23 protein-coding genes, 1 tRNA gene and 1 pseudogene are annotated in these 20,592 nt (G+C 67.0%); 11 read left to right on the plus strand and 14 right to left on the minus strand.

Annotated features, from left to right (window positions below; all coding sequences use genetic code 11):
* On the minus strand, positions 1-60 hold a 60-nt coding region (locus tag A5777_RS25775; protein ID WP_442903005.1), incomplete at its 3' end, for a hypothetical protein.
* 10 nt (positions 61-70) lie between these two features.
* On the opposite strand from A5777_RS25775, the pseudogene A5777_RS02290 reads away from it, so the two are divergent.
* The 3 genes and pseudogenes from A5777_RS02290 to A5777_RS02300 form a co-directional block, all read left to right on the plus strand.
* Positions 71-541, plus strand: a pseudogene (locus A5777_RS02290) (arsenate reductase ArsC); the annotation flags it as partial.
* Between the two features lie 41 nt (positions 542-582).
* Positions 583-1,008 carry an arsenate reductase ArsC gene (locus A5777_RS02295; protein ID WP_012834432.1) on the plus strand — a complete coding sequence of 142 codons (426 nt, stop codon included), beginning with the start codon at positions 583-585 and terminating at the stop codon, positions 1,006-1,008.
* Complete coding sequence (locus A5777_RS02300; RefSeq protein WP_005179518.1) at positions 1,005-1,415, plus strand: arsenate-mycothiol transferase ArsC; 411 nt, start codon at positions 1,005-1,007, stop codon at positions 1,413-1,415. The genes A5777_RS02295 and A5777_RS02300 overlap by 4 nt, the downstream gene beginning before the upstream one ends.
* A 22-nt stretch (positions 1,416-1,437) precedes the next feature.
* On the opposite strand, the gene A5777_RS02305 is transcribed toward A5777_RS02300, so the two are convergent.
* A complete protein-coding gene (locus A5777_RS02305; RefSeq protein ID WP_005179519.1) occupies positions 1,438-1,923 on the minus strand; it encodes an ArsI/CadI family heavy metal resistance metalloenzyme in 486 nt (161 codons plus the stop codon).
* Between the two features lie 97 nt (positions 1,924-2,020).
* Here A5777_RS02305 and A5777_RS02310 point away from each other — a divergent pair, with 97 nt between their 5' ends.
* Complete coding sequence (locus A5777_RS02310; RefSeq protein WP_005179521.1) at positions 2,021-2,383, plus strand: Rv2640c family ArsR-like transcriptional regulator; 363 nt, start codon at positions 2,021-2,023, stop codon at positions 2,381-2,383.
* Between the two features lie 516 nt (positions 2,384-2,899).
* A complete protein-coding gene (locus A5777_RS02320; RefSeq protein WP_005179525.1) occupies positions 2,900-3,112 on the plus strand; it encodes a hypothetical protein in 213 nt (70 codons plus the stop codon).
* Between the two features lie 472 nt (positions 3,113-3,584).
* Here the strand turns inward: A5777_RS02320 and A5777_RS24540 are convergent.
* The 5 genes from A5777_RS24540 to A5777_RS02340 all read right to left on the minus strand — a co-directional run bounded on the left by A5777_RS24540 (position 3,585) and on the right by A5777_RS02340 (position 5,971).
* Positions 3,585-3,706 (minus strand) — tRNA-Leu (locus A5777_RS24540).
* Complete coding sequence (locus A5777_RS02325) at positions 3,661-4,329, minus strand: helicase associated domain-containing protein (RefSeq protein WP_005179528.1); 669 nt, start codon at positions 4,327-4,329, stop codon at positions 3,661-3,663. The genes A5777_RS24540 and A5777_RS02325 overlap by 46 nt, the downstream gene beginning before the upstream one ends.
* Positions 4,329-5,018, minus strand: coding sequence for a helicase associated domain-containing protein (locus tag A5777_RS02330; RefSeq protein ID WP_005179533.1), 690 nt, complete (start codon positions 5,016-5,018; stop codon positions 4,329-4,331). The genes A5777_RS02325 and A5777_RS02330 overlap by 1 nt, the downstream gene beginning before the upstream one ends.
* Before the next feature lie 57 nt (positions 5,019-5,075).
* Positions 5,076-5,264 carry a hypothetical protein gene (locus A5777_RS02335; protein ID WP_005179548.1) on the minus strand — a complete coding sequence of 63 codons (189 nt, stop codon included), beginning with the start codon at positions 5,262-5,264 and terminating at the stop codon, positions 5,076-5,078.
* On the minus strand, positions 5,261-5,971 hold the full coding sequence (locus tag A5777_RS02340) for a helix-turn-helix transcriptional regulator (RefSeq protein WP_229742889.1): 711 nt from the start codon (positions 5,969-5,971) through the stop codon (positions 5,261-5,263). Before A5777_RS02340 ends, A5777_RS02335 begins: the two co-directional genes overlap by 4 nt.
* 837 nt (positions 5,972-6,808) lie before the next feature.
* Here A5777_RS02340 and A5777_RS25165 point away from each other — a divergent pair.
* Positions 6,809-7,366, plus strand: coding sequence for a hypothetical protein (locus A5777_RS25165; protein WP_005179554.1), 558 nt, complete (start codon positions 6,809-6,811; stop codon positions 7,364-7,366).
* 143 nt (positions 7,367-7,509) lie between these two features.
* Here A5777_RS25165 and A5777_RS02350 read toward each other — a convergent pair whose 3' ends face one another.
* The 6 genes from A5777_RS02350 to A5777_RS02375 form a co-directional block, all read right to left on the minus strand.
* Entirely contained in the window at positions 7,510-7,851 is a 342-nt protein-coding gene (locus A5777_RS02350) for a hypothetical protein (protein ID WP_005179558.1), read from the minus strand.
* A gap of 312 nt (positions 7,852-8,163) precedes the next feature.
* A complete protein-coding gene (locus tag A5777_RS02355) occupies positions 8,164-8,754 on the minus strand; it encodes a cadmium resistance transporter (protein ID WP_005179560.1) in 591 nt (196 codons plus the stop codon).
* Between the two features lie 93 nt (positions 8,755-8,847).
* The gene (locus tag A5777_RS02360) at positions 8,848-10,425 is read right to left on the minus strand and encodes a DHA2 family efflux MFS transporter permease subunit (RefSeq protein ID WP_005179563.1); all 1,578 of its coding nucleotides are present in this window, start codon (positions 10,423-10,425) and stop codon (positions 8,848-8,850) included.
* On the minus strand, positions 10,376-10,906 hold the full coding sequence (lspA, locus tag A5777_RS02365; RefSeq protein ID WP_005179567.1) for a signal peptidase II: 531 nt from the start codon (positions 10,904-10,906) through the stop codon (positions 10,376-10,378). The genes A5777_RS02360 and lspA overlap by 50 nt, the downstream gene beginning before the upstream one ends.
* Positions 10,903-12,867 (minus strand): heavy metal translocating P-type ATPase, encoded by a 1,965-nt coding sequence (locus A5777_RS02370; protein WP_006902503.1) that lies wholly within the window; start codon positions 12,865-12,867, stop codon positions 10,903-10,905. Before A5777_RS02370 ends, lspA begins: the two co-directional genes overlap by 4 nt.
* Positions 12,864-13,253, minus strand: a complete 390-nt coding sequence (locus A5777_RS02375) for an ArsR/SmtB family transcription factor (protein WP_005179570.1) — start codon at positions 13,251-13,253, stop codon at positions 12,864-12,866. The genes A5777_RS02370 and A5777_RS02375 overlap by 4 nt, the downstream gene beginning before the upstream one ends.
* Before the next feature lie 208 nt (positions 13,254-13,461).
* On the opposite strand from A5777_RS02375, the gene A5777_RS02380 reads away from it, so the two are divergent.
* Together A5777_RS02380 and A5777_RS02385 are read left to right on the plus strand one after the other, a co-directional pair.
* The gene (locus A5777_RS02380; RefSeq protein ID WP_007240197.1) at positions 13,462-15,624 is read left to right on the plus strand and encodes an MMPL family transporter; all 2,163 of its coding nucleotides are present in this window, start codon (positions 13,462-13,464) and stop codon (positions 15,622-15,624) included.
* Between the two features lie 135 nt (positions 15,625-15,759).
* Positions 15,760-15,981, plus strand: a complete 222-nt coding sequence (locus tag A5777_RS02385; protein ID WP_005179582.1) for a hypothetical protein — start codon at positions 15,760-15,762, stop codon at positions 15,979-15,981.
* A gap of 612 nt (positions 15,982-16,593) precedes the next feature.
* On the opposite strand, the gene A5777_RS02395 is transcribed toward A5777_RS02385, so the two are convergent.
* The gene (locus tag A5777_RS02395) at positions 16,594-16,971 is read right to left on the minus strand and encodes an ArsR/SmtB family transcription factor (protein WP_005179587.1); all 378 of its coding nucleotides are present in this window, start codon (positions 16,969-16,971) and stop codon (positions 16,594-16,596) included.
* A 124-nt stretch (positions 16,972-17,095) separates the two neighbouring features.
* On the opposite strand from A5777_RS02395, the gene merA reads away from it, so the two are divergent.
* The 3 genes from merA to merB are packed head-to-tail and all read left to right on the plus strand — an operon-like array spanning position 17,096 to position 19,691.
* On the plus strand, positions 17,096-18,532 hold the full coding sequence (gene merA / locus A5777_RS02400; protein WP_007240196.1) for a mercury(II) reductase: 1,437 nt from the start codon (positions 17,096-17,098) through the stop codon (positions 18,530-18,532).
* 24 nt (positions 18,533-18,556) lie between these two features.
* Positions 18,557-19,108 (plus strand): MerR family transcriptional regulator, encoded by a 552-nt coding sequence (locus A5777_RS02405; RefSeq protein ID WP_005179589.1) that lies wholly within the window; start codon positions 18,557-18,559, stop codon positions 19,106-19,108.
* A complete protein-coding gene (gene merB / locus A5777_RS02410) occupies positions 19,050-19,691 on the plus strand; it encodes an organomercurial lyase MerB (protein ID WP_005179592.1) in 642 nt (213 codons plus the stop codon). Before A5777_RS02405 ends, merB begins: the two co-directional genes overlap by 59 nt.
* Positions 19,692-20,592: the final 901 nt, after the last annotated feature.

Below are 20,592 nucleotides of genomic sequence, written 5' to 3' on the forward strand. Positions count from 1 at the left end.
GCGCCGTAAGGCGGTGTAGGACTCGAACACACAGCGTTCCACCGTCTGGCGAGACACCACCCCCTCATACTTGGCGGGCAGGTTCGCGGCTGATCGGTTACGCGCCCTGGCCCAGTCCGATGGATCGGTGCCCAAGGATGTGCCCGAAGTTCTGTTCGTCTGCGTCCAGAACGCCGGCCGCTCACAGATGGCCGCCGGATTGTTGACCCACCACGCCGCCGGGCGGGTACACGTGCGCTCCGCCGGGTCAGCCCCCGCGCACTCGATCAACCCGACCGTCGTCGAAGCAATGACCGAGATCGGCGTCGACATGGGCACGCAGTACCCCAAACCGCTCACCGACGATGTAGTCGCCGCCGCCGACGTGGTCGTAGCCATGGGTTGCGGCGACGCGTGTCCGATCTATCCCGGCAAACGCTATCTGGACTGGACGGTCGCGGACCCCCAGGGCCGTCCCCTCGACGAGGTTCGCGCGATCCGCGACGATCTTGACGCCCGAGTTCGTGGTCTTCTCACCGAACTCACCACCGAACGTGTGTGACGTATCTGATGTTCCTTCACAGCTGAAAGGGCTTGTGTCTCATGTCTACATCTCGACCTAGGGTGCTATTTGTGTGTGTCCACAACGCTGGCCGCTCGCAGATGGCCGCCGGTTTCCTCACCGCCTTGAGCCAGGGCAGCGTCGAGGTCCGCTCCGCCGGATCTGCTCCCGCCGACTCCATCAACCCGGCCGCGGTCGAGGCGATGGCTGAAGTCGGTATCGACATCTCCGCACAGTCACCGAAGATCCTCACCCCCGACACCGTCGAATCCTCCGACGTCGTGATCACCATGGGCTGTGGCGATGCGTGCCCGGTGTTCCCCGGCGTCAGCTACCGGGACTGGGCTCTCGACGACCCAGCCGGCCAAGGCATCGACGCGGTCCGCCCCATCCGCGATCAGATCCGCGGACTCGTCGCGAACCTCCTCGACGAACTGGTACCCGCCGACCAGCAGGTCGGCCAATGAGCACACCACCGCAGGTGTTGTTCGTGTGCGTGTCCAACCGCGGCAAATCGGTGATGGCCGAACACCTCACACCGACAGTCACCGACCGGATCACCCCATCCTCAGCCGGCACCAACGCGAAAATCGGCGGCCAGGTCAACGAACTGTCCGCCCAGGTACTCGCCGAAGTCGGCGCCGACGTCGTCGGACATCAGCCGCGGCAACTCACCGATGAACTGATGCAAGCCGTGGACCTGGTCGTGGTGGTCGGCACCGCCGAGGTCACCCCACCCGACGGCGTCGCCCTCGAAGTGTGGGACACCGACGAACCCTCCGGACGGGGCATCGACGGTATCGAACGAATGCGGCTGATCCGCGACGACATCACCAACCGGATCCGCGCCCTCGCCGACCGCATCGCGCGGTAGGCGAGAACGCGAACCGAGGCTGTCAGCAGCAGGCTGTGCGCGCCTCGGCCTGGTCTGCGGCGTTGCCGCCGCAGCACACCGAACCCTGCTCGGCGTCCTCGGTGGCGTTCTGTTCCAACAGTTTCGGGCTGGTCCCGAACGTCTCGGAGTCAGCCAGCACGGTGTAGACCTCCCACTTCTCCTTCGCCGGCCCGGTCACCCACACCTTGTCCTGCGTCGCGAAACAACAGGTGGAGTTGATCTCCTCCTGGGTGAACAGACCCTCCCCGGACAACCGGGCGATCTCGGCGTGCACCTTCTCGCTCGACTCGACCTCGACGCCGAGATGGTTGATCGTGCCGCCCTGGCCGGGATTCTCCAGCAGCACCAGCTTCAGTGGCGGCTCGACGATCGCGAAGTTGGCGTATCCCGGCTTGCGCTTGGCCGGGGTGGTGTTGAACAGCTTGGAGTAGAACTCGATCGCGGTATCGAGATCATCGACATTGAGCGCGAGCTGCATACGGGACATGACCATCACCTTCACCTGTGAGACATATATCGAACTACTGACACCTGCAGGGTGCCACCTTTTCGACATATGTCAAGTACCAGGGTATGGTCGGGTCATGCCGAAGGCCCTGCCGATGGTCGACATCAGTGCCCCGATCTGCTGTGCGCCCGTGTCGGCGGCCCCTCTCGATGACGACACCGCCCTAGAAATCGCTCTGCGGCTCAAGGCGCTGGCCGATCCGGTCCGGATCAAACTCGTCTCGATTCTGCTCACTGACACCGGTGAGGGGATCTGCACCTGCGACCTCGCGACCGCGGTCAGCCTCACCGAGGCCACCACGAGCCACCACCTGGGGCAGCTCCGCAAGGCCGGCATGGTCGCACCTGACCGACGAGGGATGAACGTCTACTACCGTGCCCGGCCAGAGTCGTTGGAAGCGCTGCGCAGCGTTCTCAGCGCCATCACGGGGTGCTGCTGAACCGTCGCAGGCGCGGTCAGTTGAGCACCTGCGTCAGGCCCCCCTCATAGGCAACCGCGCCACGCAACGCAAGGCACATAGCGGTGCGTGGCGGAAACCAAATGAAGAAGTGTCACCACCAAGACCCCTCACTCTGTCACCTATGGCCTGATGCAGAACTGTCACCGATGTCTTGCGAGATGACACTGATGGCATGTTCGACCACTGGCCCGACACCCGAACACTACGCGTGGTCGACCCACCGAGGCCCGTGCTGATCGACATGGCGATCGCTGACCCGTCCTGCGGACGCTCGTATGCCGCCGGTGGGGGAGTGTCACTGCGAGTCCGCGCATCCGGTGCCCGGATCGAACCCACCATGAACGCGCTTCTCTTAGCGTGGCTCCAAACTTCAAACGGCCTCTGGCGCGGGATATGTCAGATGCCAGTCGAGAGCGCCAACCGCGTCTCCTCGGCCACGATCACCATGTGGGTGCCGCCCGAGGCGCTGCAACCGAGACAGGACGCCGCCGAGCGATGACCGAGAACAACGATGCCGGGGCCGGGCCCACCAATCGCGTCGCACCTAAACGCGGTCGCGTCGCGATAGGGGAGCTGACGTTGATCGTGCGGCCGGCCGGTAGGCCGGCAGACGTCCGGGTCTACACCGACAATGAGGCGACCGAGGCTCAGGCGTACGCCGACGAGGTTGGCGGACAGGTCGAACGACTCGGGGAAGCCACGAGCTGACTCCGCTGGCGCTGCGCTGCCGCCCTCCCCGGCGGGTCGGTTGCCACAGGGCCATCGTGGTTGCGTTGTGCAGGTGGGCGATTCGCAGCCCGGGGTTTTGTCGGTACGCAAGCCTTTCCACGAAGGATGCCGCCAGGCGAGGCGAGGGGCCGGGCGAGTGCCCGGCCCCCTCGCTGGGGCTAGCTGAGGATGTCTACAACGAGATGGGCTGTTGCGATGAGGATCTGGATGATCCCGAGGATGACCATCGCTTCCATTTTCACCCCCTTCCGAAGGTCTGAGTGGCTGAACCACGTGGGCCCTGGGTGCGGATATAGCTCCGCCTGGACCTGTGACCACAATCAGACCCTCAGAGTTGGAGGGAAGCCCTCATAGAAAGAGGGATGTGAAACTTAGCACGTCACATGCCGGAGATCAATAGGTTTCCCAGGAGAATTTGGTGCGAGCGATGTGCGCTTGCCTGCGAGGGCCCTGGTGCCCCCGGTCAGACTCGAACTGACACTGGACGGGTTTTGAATCCGTTGCCTCACCGCGCGCCGTATGTCGGATCAGGAGCGGCGTTGTGCGGTCCACTGCCAGTCCGGGAACTCGGCCTCGATGCGGCGGATCCGCTCGGTGGCGAGCTGACCTCTACGGTAGTCGGCGCGGCGGTTGGCGACCCACTGTCCGATCGCGAATCCTTCGATCACCGCCCGATTTCGGGCGTTGCTGGTGCCGTGCGCGGCGACATACCGATGCAGGTGCGCGATCCCGACCTCGAATGCGGCGGCCGCCGCCGTGGCCTGAGGCGACCACTGCCAGTCAGGAAACTCGCGCTCAAACACCTCGATCCGCTCCGCCGACAGTCGGCCTTTGCGGTAGTCGGCGCGACGATTCGTCACCCACTGTCCGAGGGCGAATCCGTCGAACACCTCATGCTGACTCACGGTGCTCGTCCCATGTGCGGCGACGTAGCGGCGCAGATGCGCCAGGCCGACGTCGAACTGCGCGTCGCGCACACTCCACTGCCAGTCCGGGAACTCGGTCGCGAGCCGTTCGATCCGCTCGGCCGACAGTCGGCCCTTGCGGTAGTCGGTGCGTCTGCTGGCCACCCACACGTCGATCGGGAACCCGTCGATCCTTGCGCCGCGCGGGGGAGAGCTCGAACCCTGTGCGGCGACGTAGCGATGCAGATGCGCGAGCCCGACCTCGAACCGTCGGTCATCAGGACCACCCATTACAGGCCACCGATCGTGCCCTGAGTCGAGCTGGTTCGGATGGTCCACTGCCAGTCCGGGAACTCGGTCTCGATACGGCGGATCCGCTCGGCCGACAACCGGCCTTTGCGGTAGTCGGCGCGGCGGCTCTGGATCCAGGTGCCGATCGGGAATCCGTCGATCACATCACGCCGGGGGGCGTTGGGGGTGCCGTGCGCGGCGACATACCGATGCAGGTGCCCGATCCCGGTCTCGAACGCGGCCGCGAATACTGCGGTCTGAGGGGTCCATTGCCAGTCAGGGAATTCGCGCTCAAACACCTCGATCCGCTCCGCAGACAGTCGGCCTGTGCGGAAGTCGGCGCGACGATCCCTCGTCCACTGCCCCAACGGGAATCCGTCGACCACCTCGTCGTAACCCACGCGGCTCGTCCCATGGGTGGCGACGTAGCGGCGCAGATGCGCCAGGCCGACGTCGAACATCGCCTCCCGTACGTTCCACCGCCAGTCCGGGAACTCGGTCTCGATACGGCGGATCCGCTCGGCCGATAACCGGCCCCTGCGGTACTCGGTGCGCCGGCTGCCGACCCAACTCCCGATCAGAAATCCGTCGATCGTCGAACCGTGCGGCGGCGAGCTCGAACCGTGCGCGGCGACGTAGCGATGCAGATGCGCGAGCCCGGCCTCGAACCGCTCCTCATAACTACTCATTCGAAGCTCTCCAGCTCACTCGATCAGCACCCCGGATCAGCGTCATCGGTTCCAGTCCTAGAAGTACACGGAACGGACGATCACGAACGAGATCGCAGCGGCAACGCTGGGCAGCACGAAGATCGCTGCCAAGATCGCCACGAAACGGACGGTTGTGGCCGTCGACCGCATCGCCTGGCCGATCGTTTTCCATGCGTACTTCGACCACGTGTGCGGCGGCCACGGTGGCGGTGTGCTCGCAGTCATGATTTCGCCTCCTGGGCAGCCTTTTTGGACTTCTTGCGTTCGTTCAACCTGCGCTTGCGCCGCGCTACGCGTCGTCGCGCCGCCCTCTCCTCGGTGCTGAAAACACCCGTCAACCCATAGTGGTGATGCTTGACGTACCCGAGCTTCGCGGACAGGTCTTCCTCCCACCGCAGTCGCTCCTCTATCAGGCCAGCGGCCATCAGCTCCTGGATACCCTTTGTCACCGTCTTGCCTGAGATCCCGTACCAGTCCTGCATCTTCTCCCGGAGGAGCTCGACGTCAGGCTTCTTCGTTGTCTCCTTCAAGACGATCAGCAGCACCGCGAGGGCGGCAGGACTCAGCGTCGCGAAGTGCTGCTCTGTCCAGAACTCATGAGGGAGGGTGAAGTAGGCGTTGTACCAATCCTTCTTCTGACCAGCCGGTGCAACGTAGTCGTCCTTCCCGTCCTCGCGACGCGGGACGATGCGGGTCAGTCGCCCTTCCCTTTTACGTTCGACCAGTCCCAGTTCCTCGAGCTCGCCCCACGTTCGCGACAACGTAGACGGCGACCAGGTGAGCGCGTTCGCTGTCCCCGGCCCCTCCGCGGTCAGTGCGCGAACCCACACCTCGGCCGCCAGCGGAGTGTGTCGCAAGGAGAGCCACGGCCACCACGTCAGCAGCAGCAGATAGAGGACCAGCGCGCGGTGATGCCGACCCTTCGTCAGCACGCCCACCGTGCTCGGCCGCGGCTTCGTCTCATCAGGCTGTTGGACGAGGACAAACCGGTTGACTGAGTACCTGCGCGGCGACCAAGAGAGCAACTTCTCCCGCGTCGCACCTGGGCTCGGTGCGGGTGGGGGAGGCGAGGGGACCGTGCCAGATCCAGACGCCGGAATTTGCTTGTCCATGAGCGTCAGCTTGCCACGAAACGGGAACCTATCGAATCCGGATCGGAAGCCTGCCGATTGCGGTGCCGTTCCATCTCATAGGGAATGCGATACTTAGTGCGATGCTAAGTGCGACACTTATGCGACGCTGATGCGAGATGCCACACCTCGATTTTGCAGATACGCGTAGTCGCTTGTTTCGCGACAAGACCATTGAGGTGATCTCAGATTTCTGTCGATCCGGCGTTGGTAACCCGGCGGATTGGGCATGTAGGCGTCCGGCGGTGCGCTTCGCGACTCGCTATCAGTGCGAGGAGCCGGTCGCCGATCCGTAGCTGATGTAGAGGCGGCGGGATCGTGTTGCGGTGGGAACCTCGGCAACGCGGCCGCGTCGAGCTGGCGACCTGGCCCTCATCGTGCGGGCGGCCACCCGGCCAACCCGCCGGGAGCTCCGTACTACACCGCTGATGAGCTCGACGAGGCCCAGGCCCAGGCCCAGGCGCACGCCGACCAGACCGGAGGACGGGTCGACCGGCTCGCGTAAGTCGTAAACCCGTCTCCGGTGCGCTCTGCCGCCCTCCCTCGACGGTCGGTTGCCGCAGAAGTGGCGTCGTCACGTCCGGTAGCCGTCTCGACGTTTTCAGGCCGCGTCGGACCCCTCGCATAAGGTTGTTCCCCATGCTGACAGCCTGGGCCGACGAAAGCGGGTCGCGGCCGGACATGGACCCCGGCGCGTACTTGATGTCGGCCGCCCTGTGCGATGAAGAAGACGTAGACGCCCTCCGTCACAGGATGGAAGCTCTACGCCTAGCCGAGCCTAAAGTGCACTGGCACGGCAGCAGCGAACAACGCCGAACTGAGCTCGTCACTGCGGTCGCGCAGCTCCCTCTGACCGGGTTCGTTGTTGTGCACGTTGACAAGGACTCCTCGGATCGGCGACACCGACGAAAGTGTATGGAGTTCCTACTCCCACATCTCGCTGATATGCCGTGCTCCACGATCACTCTCGAATCACGCGGTCAACAGGACGCCAGCGATATGGACATGCTGCAAAAGCTCCGCGCGCAACGCGCCGTGGCCTCGACACTGCGGATCGATCATGCTGTCGGTCGTAACGAACCGGCCCTGTGGGTTGCCGATATCGTGTGCGGCGCCGTCGTGCAACATCGCTGCGGCCGCGGGGACTACCTCGACATACTCGGCGCCGGAGTCGAAATACACACCATCGGCCCCTAAAAGACCGCGAGCCACAGGCCTCGTCGTCCGGCGAGTAATCCTGTGGCTCACTTCCAAACCCACCGCAATGGGCTGGCTACGGCTCCGATTGTAGCCTCACTACGTGGCTACACGCCACCCGCGCCCGACGCCGTGAAGGCTTGTCACACCCTGTCCCTCCAGCGCTCGTTCGCCGACTGCCGTGTCATCCCGGCCGCTGCCCCGATGTCAGCCCATGACCGGCCCAAACGGCGAGCCCTAGCCACCGCGACGTCGAGTCGCGCGTCAGCCTCCCTGCGGGCATCCGCGGCGGCGCGGATCTCGGCCTCGACATCGAGAGGGTCGAGATGGTCACGCTGCCACACCGCGCGTGCGGCCTCCGCGACCTCAGGCCGATCGTCGGCATCGACGTCGCTGTCGGGGGCGAACACGCGATGCCGGGCGAGGTCCTCGAGGGACGCTGAGGGCACCCGCGCCCACTGCACCGGATCGGTCCAGGTCGACACCGCGGAACTGGACCGGCTGGCGCAATCGCACCGCAACAACCAGCCGACAATCTCGGCCGACGGCCGACGACGATCATCGTTCGGCCGCCGCTAGGCGCGGTAGAAGCCCCACGTTGCCGGAGGCCTTGAACTACGTCGATGGTAGTAGTGCCACAGTGGTAGTAGTGCCACAACGGTGCAGCGCCCCTGAGCACAACCATGGACCAACCGAAGGACGGCTGTCTACCGGTTACGGCCTCGAATAGCACTTCATTCTTTGGAGCCGATCGCCGCTGTCCTCCGTGATCTGGGCCGTGCAGACCGGGACGACGGTCAGAGGCCGAATGCGCCGCCGCTGACGAGGATGACGATTCCGAGAACGATCAGCACGAGCGGGAACAGGATGTGTTCCCACCGTTCCAAGATCTCGGCGATGGCCTTGCGGGTGGTGAGGAACTTCGCGGTGAACACCAGCACGGCGACCAAGAGCAGGAACACGACCGAGTAGGCGACGATCGCCGCTGTACCCACGGTCGCGAAGACCGGGACGTAGACGCCGATGTTGTCGCCGCCGTTGGCGAAGGTCACCGCCGCCACCGTCCAGACCGCGACCTTCTTGCCCTCGAACCGTTCATCGTCGTCGCCGTTGTTGCGCCATGCTCTCCAGGCGGCGAGCAGACCGAGCAGCAGAGGAATGAGCCCGAAGTAGGCGATGGCTTCTTCGGGCAGCAGCGCCGTGACTCCCAGCGCTACGAGGACCGACGCGGCGAGGATCGCTCCGAAACCGAGATATTGTCCGGTCGCGATGGCGGCCGTTGTTCCGCGGGTTCCCGCGCCGCGGGCGAAGAACAGCGAAAGCACGATGATGTCGTCGATGTTGGTCACCAGGAAGAGTCCGATGGCCTGCAGGATCGAGGTAACCATTCCGGCGGATGCCCTTTCTCTGGGAGTGCACTGCTGCTCGGCTGACACGCAGTTGTGTCGCGTGCCGTAGCCGCTGTCATGGGAGTGGCTATTTCAGTTTCGATCACGCGCCGGTGATGTCGGCGCGGGCGCAGGAGTGTGGTTGGGGAGTTTGGCGGCGATGGCCGCGGCCAGTAGTGCGCTGATGGCGGCGCTGGCAAGGAACACTGCGGACATGGCGTGGCTGTAGGCGTGGGCGCTGGACGCGGCCAGATCGGCGCCCGCTGGGCCGGGAATCTGGGTCGCGGCAAGTTGCGCTCCGGCGATGTTGTCACGCGCCGCGCTGACCACTGGTTCGGGCAGGCCGCTCAGGTGGGGGTCGAGGTCGCGGGTGTAAACGACGGTGAGCAGGGTGCCCAGGATCGCGACGCTGAACGCGGCACCGACCTGTCGAATGGCCATCAGCAACCCAGCTCCTGCGGCGCTGCGATGCTCGGGCAGGCTCGCCATGACCGCGTCGACAGCCGGCGCCAACGCCAGCCCGGCTCCCAGGCCCACGGTCGCCAGGCACACCGCGACGAAGCCGTAGCCGGAGTCGACGGTGATGCGGGATGCGAGCACGAATCCGGCCGCGGCGATCACCATGCCGGTGGCGATCGGGATTTTGGCGCCGAGTCGGGTCACGATCTTGTCCACAGCGGCTGCGGCGACGATGATCGCCAGCACCAGAGGCACCAAGCGCAGGCCGGTGCCGAAGGCGTCGTGGTAGCGCAGTATCTGCAGGTATTGCGGCAGCACGAACAGCACGCCGACCAGGGTGAAGGTGCCCGCGGTTGCGGCCAGGGTGGGCCAGGTGAAGGCCGGATTGGTGAACAGTGCCAGATCGACCAATGGGTCGCGGGCACGGCTTTCCCACACCAGAAATCCCGCGATCAGCCACACACCGGCCGCCAGAGCCGCGAGCACGACGGGATCGGTCCACCCGTACGCGGGAGCCTGGATGATGCCGAATACCAGCGCCGCCGTACCGGGCACGGCGGTGAGGATCCCGAGCCAGTCCAACGCCGGTGCATGCGGGTCGACCGATTCGGGCAACAGCACCACACAGGCAACCAGGGCGGCGACACCGACCGGGACGTTGATCAGAAACACCGAGCCCCACCAGAAATGCTGCAGCAGCCAGCCACCGACGATCGGCCCCAGCGGCAACCCGACACCCAGTGCACCGACCCACACCGCGATCGCGCGGCGACGCTGGTCGGGGCCGAACAGGGTCGGCAGGATCCCCAGCGACAGCGGCACGATGATCGCGGCCCCGATGCCCATGACCGCGCGGGCGGCGATCAGCGAGCCGGTGGACCCGCTGAAAGCGGCCCAGGCCGAGGCGGCGACGAAGGCGACCAAACCTATCAGCAGCAGCCGTTTGCGACCGTAGCGGTCACCGAAGCCGCCGGCGGGCAGCATGAGCGCGGCGAAGACCAGGGTGTAGGCGTTGACGATCCACTGCAACTGGGTGGTGCTCGCGCCGAGGTCTTGGGCCAGGGTGGGCAGGGCGACGTTGAGAACCATCAGGTCCAGCCCGACGGTGAGCAGGGCGACGACCAGCGCCGCCAGCCCTGCCCACCGACGTGACGGGCCCGGCTCAGTCCCGGTCGTCGGCGTGGTGTTCGGGTGAGAGTGGTTCTCGCTCATCGGAGTTTCCGATCAGAGTGGCGATGATGAGGGCGGTCGCGCCGAGCACGATGAAGGTGTCGGCGAGGTTGAAGGTGGGCCACCAGCCGGTGTGCAGGTAGTCGGTGACCACACCGTCGGGGGCCCGGTCGATGACGTTGGCGGCGGCACCGCCCAGGATCGCGGCGAGCGCGACGCGGGTGAGCAGGTTCGCGCGCGGCGCGACCACCCATCCGCCGACCGCGACCGCGGTGGTGATCACCGTGGTGAGCGTGAGCATCACCCAGCTCGGTGCGTCGGCGGCGATCGAGAACGCCGCTCCCGGGTTGAACGCCAACTTAAGGTCCACCGGACCCGCCTCGATCGGGGCCCCGGCCAGCGTGGTCTGCGCCCACGCTTTGAGCGTGAGGTCGATACCGGCCAGCGCGGCCGCGGCAGCGACCCACCGCAGTCGCCGCCCCCACCGCGACACGGTGGGAGCAGACGACGCGGTGGCGGTCACGCGGGCGCTCCGGCCAGTACCGGTGCGGGCTTTGCCGCCGAATCGGTCAGCGAGGCCAGGGGTTTGGTGCGTCCGGCGCGGACACCGTTGGCGATGACGACGATCTCGGCGAGTTCGTGCACCAGCACCACCGCCGCCAACCCGAGAATCCCGAACAGCGCGAGCGGGATCAAGATCGTGATCAACCCCAACGACAAACCGACGTTTTGCAACATGATCCGGCGAGCCCGACGAGCGTGCTCGAGAGCCCGCGGCAGGTGCCGCAGGTCCTCACCCATCAACGCCACATCCGCGGTTTCGATAGCGACATCGGTGCCCATCGCGCCCATCGCCACACCGAGGTCGGCGGTTGCCAGTGCGGGGGCGTCGTTGACGCCGTCGCCGACCATCGCGGTGAACCGGTCGCTGCGCAGTTCGCCCACGATGTGGGCCTTGTCCTCCGGGCGCAGATCCGCGTGCACGTCCTCGATCCCCGCCTCAGCGGCCAGAGCGGCGGCGGTGCGGGCGTTGTCACCGGTGAGCATCGAGACCCGGATTCCCAGCGCGTGCAATCGGTCGATGACCTCGTGTGCCTCGGGCCGCAGTTCGTCGCGCACAGCGATCGCACCGATCACCTGGCCGTCGAGCTCGATCAGCACCGCGGTCGCCCCCGCGTGCTGCATCCGTTCCACATCGGCGGCCAGAACACCCGGTTCGATCCAGCCCGGACGGCCCAGCCGCGCCCGGCGTCCGTCGACGCGGCCGGTCAACCCGGCACCGGTGACCGCCTCGACGTCGGTGGCGGGAGTGACGGTGTCGACGGCGGCGAGGATGGCGCGGGCGAGGGGATGTTCACTGCGCGATTCCAGCGCGGCCGCGACCGCCAGCACCCGGTCCCCGTGCACACCGCCGGTGGCGGCGATCTCGACGACGGCAGGCTTGTTCGCCGTCAGCGTGCCGGTCTTGTCCAGCGCGACCTCGCGCACCCGGCCCATCGCCTCGAGTGCGGCACCGCCCTTGACCAGCACACCCAGCTTGCTCGCCGCACCGATCGCGGCGACCACGGTCACCGGCACCGAGATCGCCAGCGCGCACGGTGAGGCGGCGACCAGCACCACCAGCGCACGTTCGATCCAGGTGACCGGATCCCCGAAGAGCGCGCCAATCACCGCGATGGCTGTGGCGGCGATCATGATGCCGGGCACCAGCGGTTTGGCGATCTTGTCGGCCAAGCGTTGAGCGTCGCCCTTGCGGGCCTGCTCGGCCTCCACGATCCGCACGATCCGTGCCAGGGAGTTGTCCTCGGCGGTCGTGGTGACCTCGACGGTCAGCACACCGGTGCCGTTGATCGCCCCGGCGAACACCTCCGCGCCCGGCCCGGCTTCCACCGGTACCGATTCGCCGGTGATCGCCGAAACATCCAGCGCGCTACGCCCGTCGACGATCACCCCGTCGGTCGCGACCCGCTCACCGGGGCGCACCAGCATCCGATCCCCGACGCGCAGCTCGGCAGGGGCGATGACGGTTTCGGTGCCGTCGCGTAGCACGGTGGCCCGGTCCGGTACCAGGTTCAACAGGGCGCGCAGCCCGCGGCGGGTGCGCGCGACCGCGTACTCCTCGAGGCCCTCGCTGATGGAGAACAGGAACGCCAGCATGGCGGCTTCGCCGACCTCGCCGAGGATCACCGCGCCGATCGCGGCGATCGTCATCAGCGTGCCGACACCGATCTTGCCCTTGGCCAGCCGTTTGAGCGTGGAGGGGACGAAGGTGTATGCACCGACGAGCAGTGCGGCGATCTCCAACCCCAACTCGACGGCGCGTGGGCCGCCGGTCCAGCCGACGATCAGTGCCGCGACCAGCAGCACTCCGGCGACCGCGGCGGCGCGCAGTTCACTGACTTCCCAGAGCTTTTCGGGTTCGCGTTCCTCGGCCTCGCCGTCACCGGCGGGTTCGTCGTGGCCGCAGCCGCATGCGTCGCTCATGCTCGTACCTCCGCGCTCTCCGTCTCGGTGGTGGAGTCGGTGCCGTAGTTCGGGCACAACGCCACCGCATTGCCTGTCGCCGCGAGCAAGGTCTCTGCCGAGGCGAGTAGGTCCATCAACTCCGGGCGGGCCAGGCTGTAGAACACCTGCCGCCCTTGCGGGCGGCCCACGACCAGCCCGCAGTCGCGCAGGCACGCTACGTGCGCCGATACCGTTGACTGAGCCAGTCCGAGCCCGGCCATCAGGTCCAAGACCCGCGCTTCCCCGCACGCCAGCCGGTGCACGATCGCCAACCGTGTCGCATCGGAGAGGCTGTGGAACAGGGCCACCGCCGGATCCAACCCCTGCGTCTCGACGAGGCAACCCCCGCCATCATTAATCGCCATAAAGCGATGATAGCGGCGAAAGCTATTGATATCGAGTGAGAGTGTGATTAATCTCGTTTCAACGATTACATCGTGATATGGCGATCAATTCGTGGTCGCTACGGAGGGAGAACGCGTGAACCAGCAGAAGTCCGCCGTCGTCGAGAACTCGCCTCAGCAACCATCGCCGCCGGGCTCGCCCGGAGTGCTATATCGGTGGGGCGTTCTGATGGCCCGGCGCAGACGTGCGGTCCTGGCGGTCTGGGGACTGCTGCTGGTGGTGTGCGCGGTGGCCTACCCGCTGCTCGAGAACCGGCTCGGTGCGATGGATTTCGGTGTCGAGGGCTCGGAGTCCACCGAGGTGGATCGCCTGGTTGCCCGGCACTTCCCGCAGTTCGGTACGGAACAGGCGGTCATCGTGCTGCAGTCTGGCGCGGTCACCGCCACCGACGCCGAGTTCCGTGCAGCGGTGGCTCGCACGATCACCGCCGCCACCGCGGTCGAGGGCGTGGTCGACGTCGTCGGCCCCTACGACGGGCTGCCCGGATCCCAGATCTCGGCCGACGGTCACGTCGCGATCGCGCTCGCCGGCATGGACGGCGACATGGCCGAACGCGCGAAAGTCGCGCGCGACCTGCAAGACGCCATCGCCACCACCGGCGACGATTCCATCGACGTAGGGGTCACCGGGTACTCGGCGGTACAGAACGCGGCCACCGAACTGCAGAACGCCGACCTGGCCCGCGCCGAGGCAATCGGCATCCCGGTCGCGCTGGTCCTGCTCGTCCTCGCCCTCGGCGCCCTGGCCGCAGCGGCGGTCCCGATCGCAGTGGCCATCGCCGGGATGCTGACCGCGGTCGGAGTGTTGTTCACCCTCACTGCTGTGACCGCGTTCGATTCGCTGACCGTGGCCATGGCCACCATGGTGGGCCTCGGCGTCGGTATCGACTACGCGATGTTCATCGTCAGCCGCTTCCGCGAAGAACTCACCCACCACACCGGGCCAGACCATGCCGCGATCAGCGGCGCCGTCGGTCGCTCCCTCGCCACAGCAGGCAAAACGATTCTGGTCTCGGGCTTGGTGGTGATGATCTCGCTGTGCGCGTTGATCATCATCCAGGCACCGATCTTCCGTGGCATCGCCATCGGCGTCGCCACCGCCGTCACCAGTATGCTCACCGTCGCCGTCACCCTGCTACCCGCCCTGCTCGCCGCCTTGGGCCCGGCTGTCAACCGCGGTAGTCTCCCGGCCCGCTGGCGCCCTGCCGACAGCGCCACCGACGCTCCCGGCGTTCTCGGTGGCCGCTGGGCGCGCTGGGCGTATCTCGTCATGCGCCGACCCGTCCTCTTCGGCACCGCGGCCGCAGCGGTGCTGGTCCTCGCCGCGCTGCCGGTATTCGGGATCCGCTACGGCCTCGACATGGGCACCACCGCCCTCGACGACACCCCGACCGGACGCGCCAGCACCGCATTGAACACCAACTTCCCGCCCGGAGCACTCTCCCCGGTCGAGATCATCGCCACCGGCCCCAGCGACACCCCACTCACCGCAGACGCCGAAGCACGGGTCAACCGATTCCTGACCGAGATCGACGGCGACGCCCGCATCGACACCGTCCTGCCCGCCCAGCTCAATGACGGTCGAATGCTCGCGATGGCGATCCCCTCGGTCACCTTCGACTCGATGGCCGCCACCGACCTCGTCCGCGACCTGCGCAACACAGCCGCCGGCGCAGCCGGAGCCGAGATCCGCATCGGCGGCAGCACCGCCGAATTCGTCGATCTCTCCGACGAAATGACCACCAAACTTCCGCTGGTCGTAGCCCTGGTGCTGACCGCCTCGCTGGTCTTCCTCATCGCCGCTTTCCGCAGTATCGCCTTACCCCTCAAGGCCATCGCGATGAACCTGCTCGCCACCGGCGCCGCCCTCGGTATCACCGTCGCGGTGTTCCAGTGGGGTCTGGGCGAGAACGTCCTCGACTTCACCAGCCCCGGATTCGTGCAGGTCTACCTACCCACCGTGGTGTTCGCGCTACTGTTCGGGCTCTCGATGGACTACGAGGTGTTCCTGATTCGTCGCATCCGCGAATACTGGGACGCCAGCGGCGACAACCAGCGCGCCGTCGCGGCCGGGCTCACCCACACCGCACGCCCCATCACCGCGGCCGCCGCGATCATGATCGCCATCTTCGCAAGCTTCCTCACCGCCGACATCCTCGAACTCAAACAACTCGGACTCGCCCTTGCCGTCGCCGTCGCCATCGACGCCGTCCTCATCCGCCTCGTCCTCGTCCCCGCCCTCATGCGCCTGCTCGGCGGCTGGAACTGGTGGCTGCCCGCCCTCAGGTTTCGCCCACCCAACACTCGCGCACCACGGGCCGCCGCTGAGTAGCGCGGCGATCAGACCAGGTTGATTCGTCGCGGACACGGGACCGGCCGCCGGGGCCACACCGCCCTCGGGGGCAACCGTCACGGCCGGTCTGACCTTCGAGTCGAGTCGAAGGTTCAGGGTCGCGGGGTGGTGATGATGCGTATTACCCAGCTGGCGCGGCGGAGCGGTGTCCCTGCCACCAGCTGCGGCTCTACGTCGGATCTGGCCGAGTTCGTGGAGGCCGGACCGTTCCTGGAAGCGTTCCTCGTGTTGATCGTCATCCCACTGACGCTGGCGTGGCTCACCCCAGGTGTACCGCGCGCCGGGACCGGGCAGCGGGTCTCGGCGCGCGGTGAGCACCGGCGATGGCGCCGTTGATGGCTACGGTGCTGATCACCGTGGTGGCCTCGCAGGCGCCAAACTCGGTGACGGCCTGAGCCAGGTCGCGGCGGTGGTGCGGGCCGGAGTGCCCGCGTCGCCGGAAGGTGTGGCTGCGCAGCCCTCATCGCAGCCGCGGGCGCGAGTCATTGGCGGGACCAGATCAGTCCGAGGAGCCCGAGTCCGATGGGCGAATCCGAGCGGTTGGAGCCATGACAGGCTCACCAGCAGCGTGCCGCTGCTCAGTGCTACGGCCGCGATCAGCAGCGGGGCACCACCGCGCAACAGCCCAGGCAGCAGTGCCGCGGTCCCGATGCAAGCCCGCCAGCGGCGTGTCTAGGTCGCAGCAGCCACAACGGCCTCCCCCGCAGCTCGCCGAGCCACCGCTGCCTGGCGCTGGGTTCGGTGTCGATGGGACAGGGCAGCAGGGGGATTCGCTGCGCTCGAGCAGGTCTTCGCGTCCGGCCGCCAGCGCGGCGGCCAGGGTGTCGCCGGACCGCGGTGAGTTCGGCGAGCTCGGCATCGACCTCGGCGAGCTTGACACCCAGTCCCAGCCGCGGTGAACCCGCCGACGGTGAGCGGCTGCCGAGACGTGAGGGCTGTCGAGGGCGTTCATGTCCGGTCACCGTCCGGTACCTGGTCGATGCGGGTGCAGCACGTCAGGGCGGCGGCGTTGTCGGCCGCGAGCAACCGGGCGAGCAGCACCAGTTCGGCCACGCGCGGGTCTCCGACCGTGTACCGCAGCTTCTTGCCGTCGCGGCGCGCGACGATGTATCCGCAATCGGCCAGACACGACAGGTGCACCGACACCCGCGGCTGGGAGATGCCGGCGTGGGCGACGCAGTCGGCCGAGGTGCGTTCGCCGGCGAGGATGTATTCCAGCAGCTTCAACCGGGTCGGATCCGACAGGGCGCGAAAGAACTTCGCCGTCGTATCCAGATGTGTGCACGCCAGCTCGTCGCCGGGCACGGCGGTCGTGGACCGGGACATGGGGCACCTCCACACCACTTGAACTATTCGCTTAAGCGCATAGTATGAGCCCTGTAGGTATTCGTCAATGCGAATAGCAGCCGTTGGCTGGCGACGCGGTTGCTCAACCCCTCAGGAGGCAGGCGTGGCCACGACACAATCCCGTCCGGATCTGGCGATCGTCGGGTCCGGTTCGGCGGCGTTCGCCGCCGCTATCGCCGCGGTCGGCCACGGCAGGTCCGTGGTGATGATCGAGCGCGACACCGTCGGTGGCACCTGCGTGAACGTCGGGTGTGTGCCGTCGAAGACGTTGCTGGCCGCCGCGGAGGCCCGCCACGCCGCAGCCGCCGCCGACCGGTTTCCCGGCCTGGGTGCCGCTGCGGTGCCGCTGGATTTTCCGGGCCTGATCGCCGGTAAGGACGCGCTGGTCGCGCAGCTGCGGGCAAACAAGTACATCGAGCTGGCGGGCGAGTACGGGTGGGAGATCGTCTCCGGCACGGCAGTGTTCGACGGCACGAGTGCGGCGCCGGGGTTGCGGGTCGGAGCGAACGACGGCGGGACCCGGGTGATCGAGGCTGGCCATTACCTGATCGCGACCGGTGCGACGCCGTGGATCCCGCCGATCGACGGTCTGGTCGAGGCCGGGTATCTGACCTCGACCACCGCCATGGACCTGAAGCGGCTCCCGGAGTCGCTGATCGTGATCGGCGGCAACACTGTCGGGCTCGAACAAGCCCAGTTGTTCGCCCGCCTCGGCACCCGGGTGACGGTGATCGAGGCCCTGGGGCGGCTGGCGCCGGGCGAGGAACCGGAAATCTCGGCCGCGATCGAGGCTGTCTTCGCCGATGAGCATATCGCCGTGTTGACCGCGGCCACCGTCGAGAAGGTCCTGGCCGGTGGCGGCCACAAGCTGGTGAGCGTGCGCACTCGGGCCGGGGTCAGCGAGCTGCGGGCCGAACACGTGTTGGTCGCGACCGGTCGCCGCCCGAACACCGCGGGGCTGGGCCTGGAGGCGGTCGGGGTCGGTGTCGACGGGCGCGGCGCGGTGATCGTCGATGACCGTCAGCGCACCGACAATGCCCGGATCTGGGCGGCCGGGGACGTGGCCGGGGGCCCGCAGTTCGTGTATGTGGCCGCCGCGCAGGGAACGCTGGTGGCCGACAACGCGTTCGCCGACGCGGATCGGGTCCTGGACTACGCCACAGTGCCGCGGCTGACGTTCACCAGCCCCGCCATCGCCGCCGTGGGGCTCACCGAGGCCGAGGCGGTGACGGCCGGATACCGGTGCCGGTGCCGGACGCTGGCGTTGTCGAGTGTGGCGCGGGCGCTGGTCAATCGCGATACCCGTGGCCTGGCCAAGATCGTCGCCGACGCCGATACCGGCCGGATCTTGGGCGTGCACGCGCTGGCCGAGGGTGCCGGAGACCTGATCACCGCCGCCGGATACGCGATGACCGCGGGTATGACCGTCGACCGGCTCGCCCACAGCTGGGCGCCGTATCTGACCATGGCCGAAGCGTTGAAACTGACCGCCCAGACCTTCACCACCGACGTGACGAAACTGTCCTGCTGCGCAGGCTGACGATCTCCTCCAGGAAAGGCCGAGATGAACGGGCACATGACGATCGGCGTGTTGTCGGCGCGGACCGGGGTGAGGGTGAAGGCGTTGCGTGAATACACCGACCTCGGGCTCATCCACACCCTGGGGCGCAGCGCGGCCGGCTACCGCCTGTACACCGATGACGCACTGTGGTGTGTGCGGTTCATCGGCGAGCTGCGCGGGCTTGGGCTCACCATCGCCGAGATCTGCCAGCTCACCGATGACGCCGTCGATAGTGGAGACGGAGCGGTCGGCGCGCGTCTGGCCGAGCTACTGGAGCGGTCGCGACAGCGGCTGCACCGCCGGATCAGCGACGCCCAGCAGATCCTCGACCGCATCGACGACTTCACCAGCATCCACCGTGCGCGGTGGGCCGCCGACGATGTGTGCTGGACCGAGGTCCGTGCCGATGCCCGACGCGGGCTTGACTCTGCCCCCGGGGGCAGACCCTACCGTCATCGACATCGCACCCGACGCATTCTCGGAAAGGCTGACTCTCATGAGCACCGACTCCATTCCCGCCGACGTTTTCGCCACGATCGCACCAGCCGACCGTGACCGGGCGCTGCTGCGGGCCGCGCTGCGGCTGCTGGCCCACGGAGCGCCGGTCACCGTCACGGAGTTGGCGGCCGCAGCCGGTGTCGACGCCGGAGATCTCGAAGAGACACCGATCGGCGCCGACATCGAATACGACGAGCAGGGCCGGGTCCTCGGGTGGGGATTGACCCTGAATCCGACCCCGCACCGATTCACCGTCGCAGGCCATCAGCTCTACACCTGGTGTGCGCCCGACACGCTCGTCTTCCCCGCCGTGATCGGGGCGAGCGCACACGTCGAATCCGAGTGCCCGGTTACCGTCAGCGCCGTGCGATTGACCGTCGATCCAGTCACGGGAGTCACCGACCTGCAACCGGCCGCCGCGATGGTGGCCTTCGTCGACCCCGCCGGGATCCGGGGCGGGCAGGTCCGCGCCACCTGCTGCAATCCGCAGATGTTCCTGGCCACTCCCGACGCCGCCGAGCAGTGGCGATCCGAGCATCCTGGGATGACCGTGCTACCGGTCGCCGACGCCTACACCCAGCTCGCACGCCCACTGGCCGAGGCGCTCATCGACCCGGCCGGCGAGGCGCCGTGCTGCTGACTCAGAACAGGGTGTCGCGCACCCACAAGGGCCGGTACCCGGTCGGGCCGAGCTGGGCGAGTTCGGCGTCGATATCGGTCTTGAACGCGCCGAAGAAGACCTCCGATCACACCAAGAGGTCAAGCCGCGATCTCGAAGGACGCGTCCTGAGCGGGCCCGAACGCCTTGATCGGGTCGTAGTGCTGACCGGTTTGCAAGCAGTAGTGGAGCTGCCCGAGCAAGCGGTCGAAGAGGTGCCGAAGCGCAGCGGCGTGCCGATCGCCGCGGTCGCGTCCTCGGCGTTAATGGTCTTGGGGTGCGCCGGCTTTCGCCATCGCGGCGAACGCCCAAAGGAATCCTGCAGCGTTGAGTCGGTTGTTCTTCACCACGCGGCGGGTAATCGAGATGCTGCGCCCGGAGGCCCGCGTGATCAGCACAGAACCGGCGTAGGTCCTTCAGCGAACGGGCGTCGGTGAACCGCTCGCGGTCGTCGCCGATCTCGCCGAGCACCCGAGCGCCGGAGAGGTCAGCCAGGCCAGGAAAACTGGTGATCACCGCGTAGTCGGGGTACTGCTGGAATGCCTCGGTAGTGGCCTCGGTGAGCTGATCCACGGCGGCGCATTCAGCATCGACGCCACCCAGCAGCGCGAGGGCCTGGCGGCCGAAGGCATCCGCTGATCTACAGATCGAGAGTCAGGGTGGCGGTGCGCGCTCGAGATACGCACGGGTAGATGACTCCGGTGACGAGCGCTACTGACACGAGTGACGAATCCCCAGGTCGCCAACTGACATCCAAATGACGGATCTCAGGCCACGTGTTGCATCTGATACAATATGCAGGGGCTTACTGGTAACGGTCAATATCGAACTGATCAAGTTCCCTTAGGACCTACAGCCCGTCCGTACCCAGAGTTCGATGACC

The organism is Gordonia sp. 852002-10350_SCH5691597 (assembly GCF_001665715.1).
In the GTDB taxonomy this organism is placed as follows: domain Bacteria; phylum Actinomycetota; class Actinomycetes; order Mycobacteriales; family Mycobacteriaceae; genus Gordonia; species Gordonia sputi.

Excerpts from the sequence above, each read along its gene's own strand:
- A5777_RS02320 (WP_005179525.1), top strand. The coding sequence starts at position 2,900 with ATGACCGAGAACAACGATGCCGGGGCCGGGCCCACCAATCGCGTCGCA.
- A5777_RS02330 (WP_005179533.1), bottom strand. The coding sequence starts at position 5,018 with ATGAGTAGTTATGAGGAGCGGTTCGAGGCCGGGCTCGCGCATCTGCAT.
- merB (WP_005179592.1), top strand. The coding sequence starts at position 19,050 with ATGAGCACCGACTCCATTCCCGCCGACGTTTTCGCCACGATCGCACCA.
- A5777_RS25165 (WP_005179554.1), top strand. The coding sequence starts at position 6,809 with ATGCTGACAGCCTGGGCCGACGAAAGCGGGTCGCGGCCGGACATGGAC.
- A5777_RS02325 (WP_005179528.1), bottom strand. The coding sequence starts at position 4,329 with ATGGGTGGTCCTGATGACCGACGGTTCGAGGTCGGGCTCGCGCATCTG.
- A5777_RS02375 (WP_005179570.1), bottom strand. The coding sequence starts at position 13,253 with ATGGCGATTAATGATGGCGGGGGTTGCCTCGTCGAGACGCAGGGGTTG.
- A5777_RS02295 (WP_012834432.1), top strand. The coding sequence starts at position 583 with ATGTCTACATCTCGACCTAGGGTGCTATTTGTGTGTGTCCACAACGCT.
- A5777_RS02380 (WP_007240197.1), top strand. The coding sequence starts at position 13,462 with ATGGCCCGGCGCAGACGTGCGGTCCTGGCGGTCTGGGGACTGCTGCTG.
- A5777_RS02395 (WP_005179587.1), bottom strand. The coding sequence starts at position 16,971 with ATGTCCCGGTCCACGACCGCCGTGCCCGGCGACGAGCTGGCGTGCACA.
- A5777_RS02385 (WP_005179582.1), top strand. The coding sequence starts at position 15,760 with ATGCGTATTACCCAGCTGGCGCGGCGGAGCGGTGTCCCTGCCACCAGC.
- A5777_RS02405 (WP_005179589.1), top strand. The coding sequence starts at position 18,557 with ATGAACGGGCACATGACGATCGGCGTGTTGTCGGCGCGGACCGGGGTG.
- A5777_RS02370 (WP_006902503.1), bottom strand. The coding sequence starts at position 12,867 with ATGAGCGACGCATGCGGCTGCGGCCACGACGAACCCGCCGGTGACGGC.
- A5777_RS02355 (WP_005179560.1), bottom strand. The coding sequence starts at position 8,754 with ATGGTTACCTCGATCCTGCAGGCCATCGGACTCTTCCTGGTGACCAAC.
- A5777_RS02300 (WP_005179518.1), top strand. The coding sequence starts at position 1,005 with ATGAGCACACCACCGCAGGTGTTGTTCGTGTGCGTGTCCAACCGCGGC.
- A5777_RS02360 (WP_005179563.1), bottom strand. The coding sequence starts at position 10,425 with ATGAGCGAGAACCACTCTCACCCGAACACCACGCCGACGACCGGGACT.
- A5777_RS02305 (WP_005179519.1), bottom strand. The coding sequence starts at position 1,923 with ATGTCCCGTATGCAGCTCGCGCTCAATGTCGATGATCTCGATACCGCG.
- A5777_RS02335 (WP_005179548.1), bottom strand. The coding sequence starts at position 5,264 with ATGACTGCGAGCACACCGCCACCGTGGCCGCCGCACACGTGGTCGAAG.
- A5777_RS02310 (WP_005179521.1), top strand. The coding sequence starts at position 2,021 with ATGCCGAAGGCCCTGCCGATGGTCGACATCAGTGCCCCGATCTGCTGT.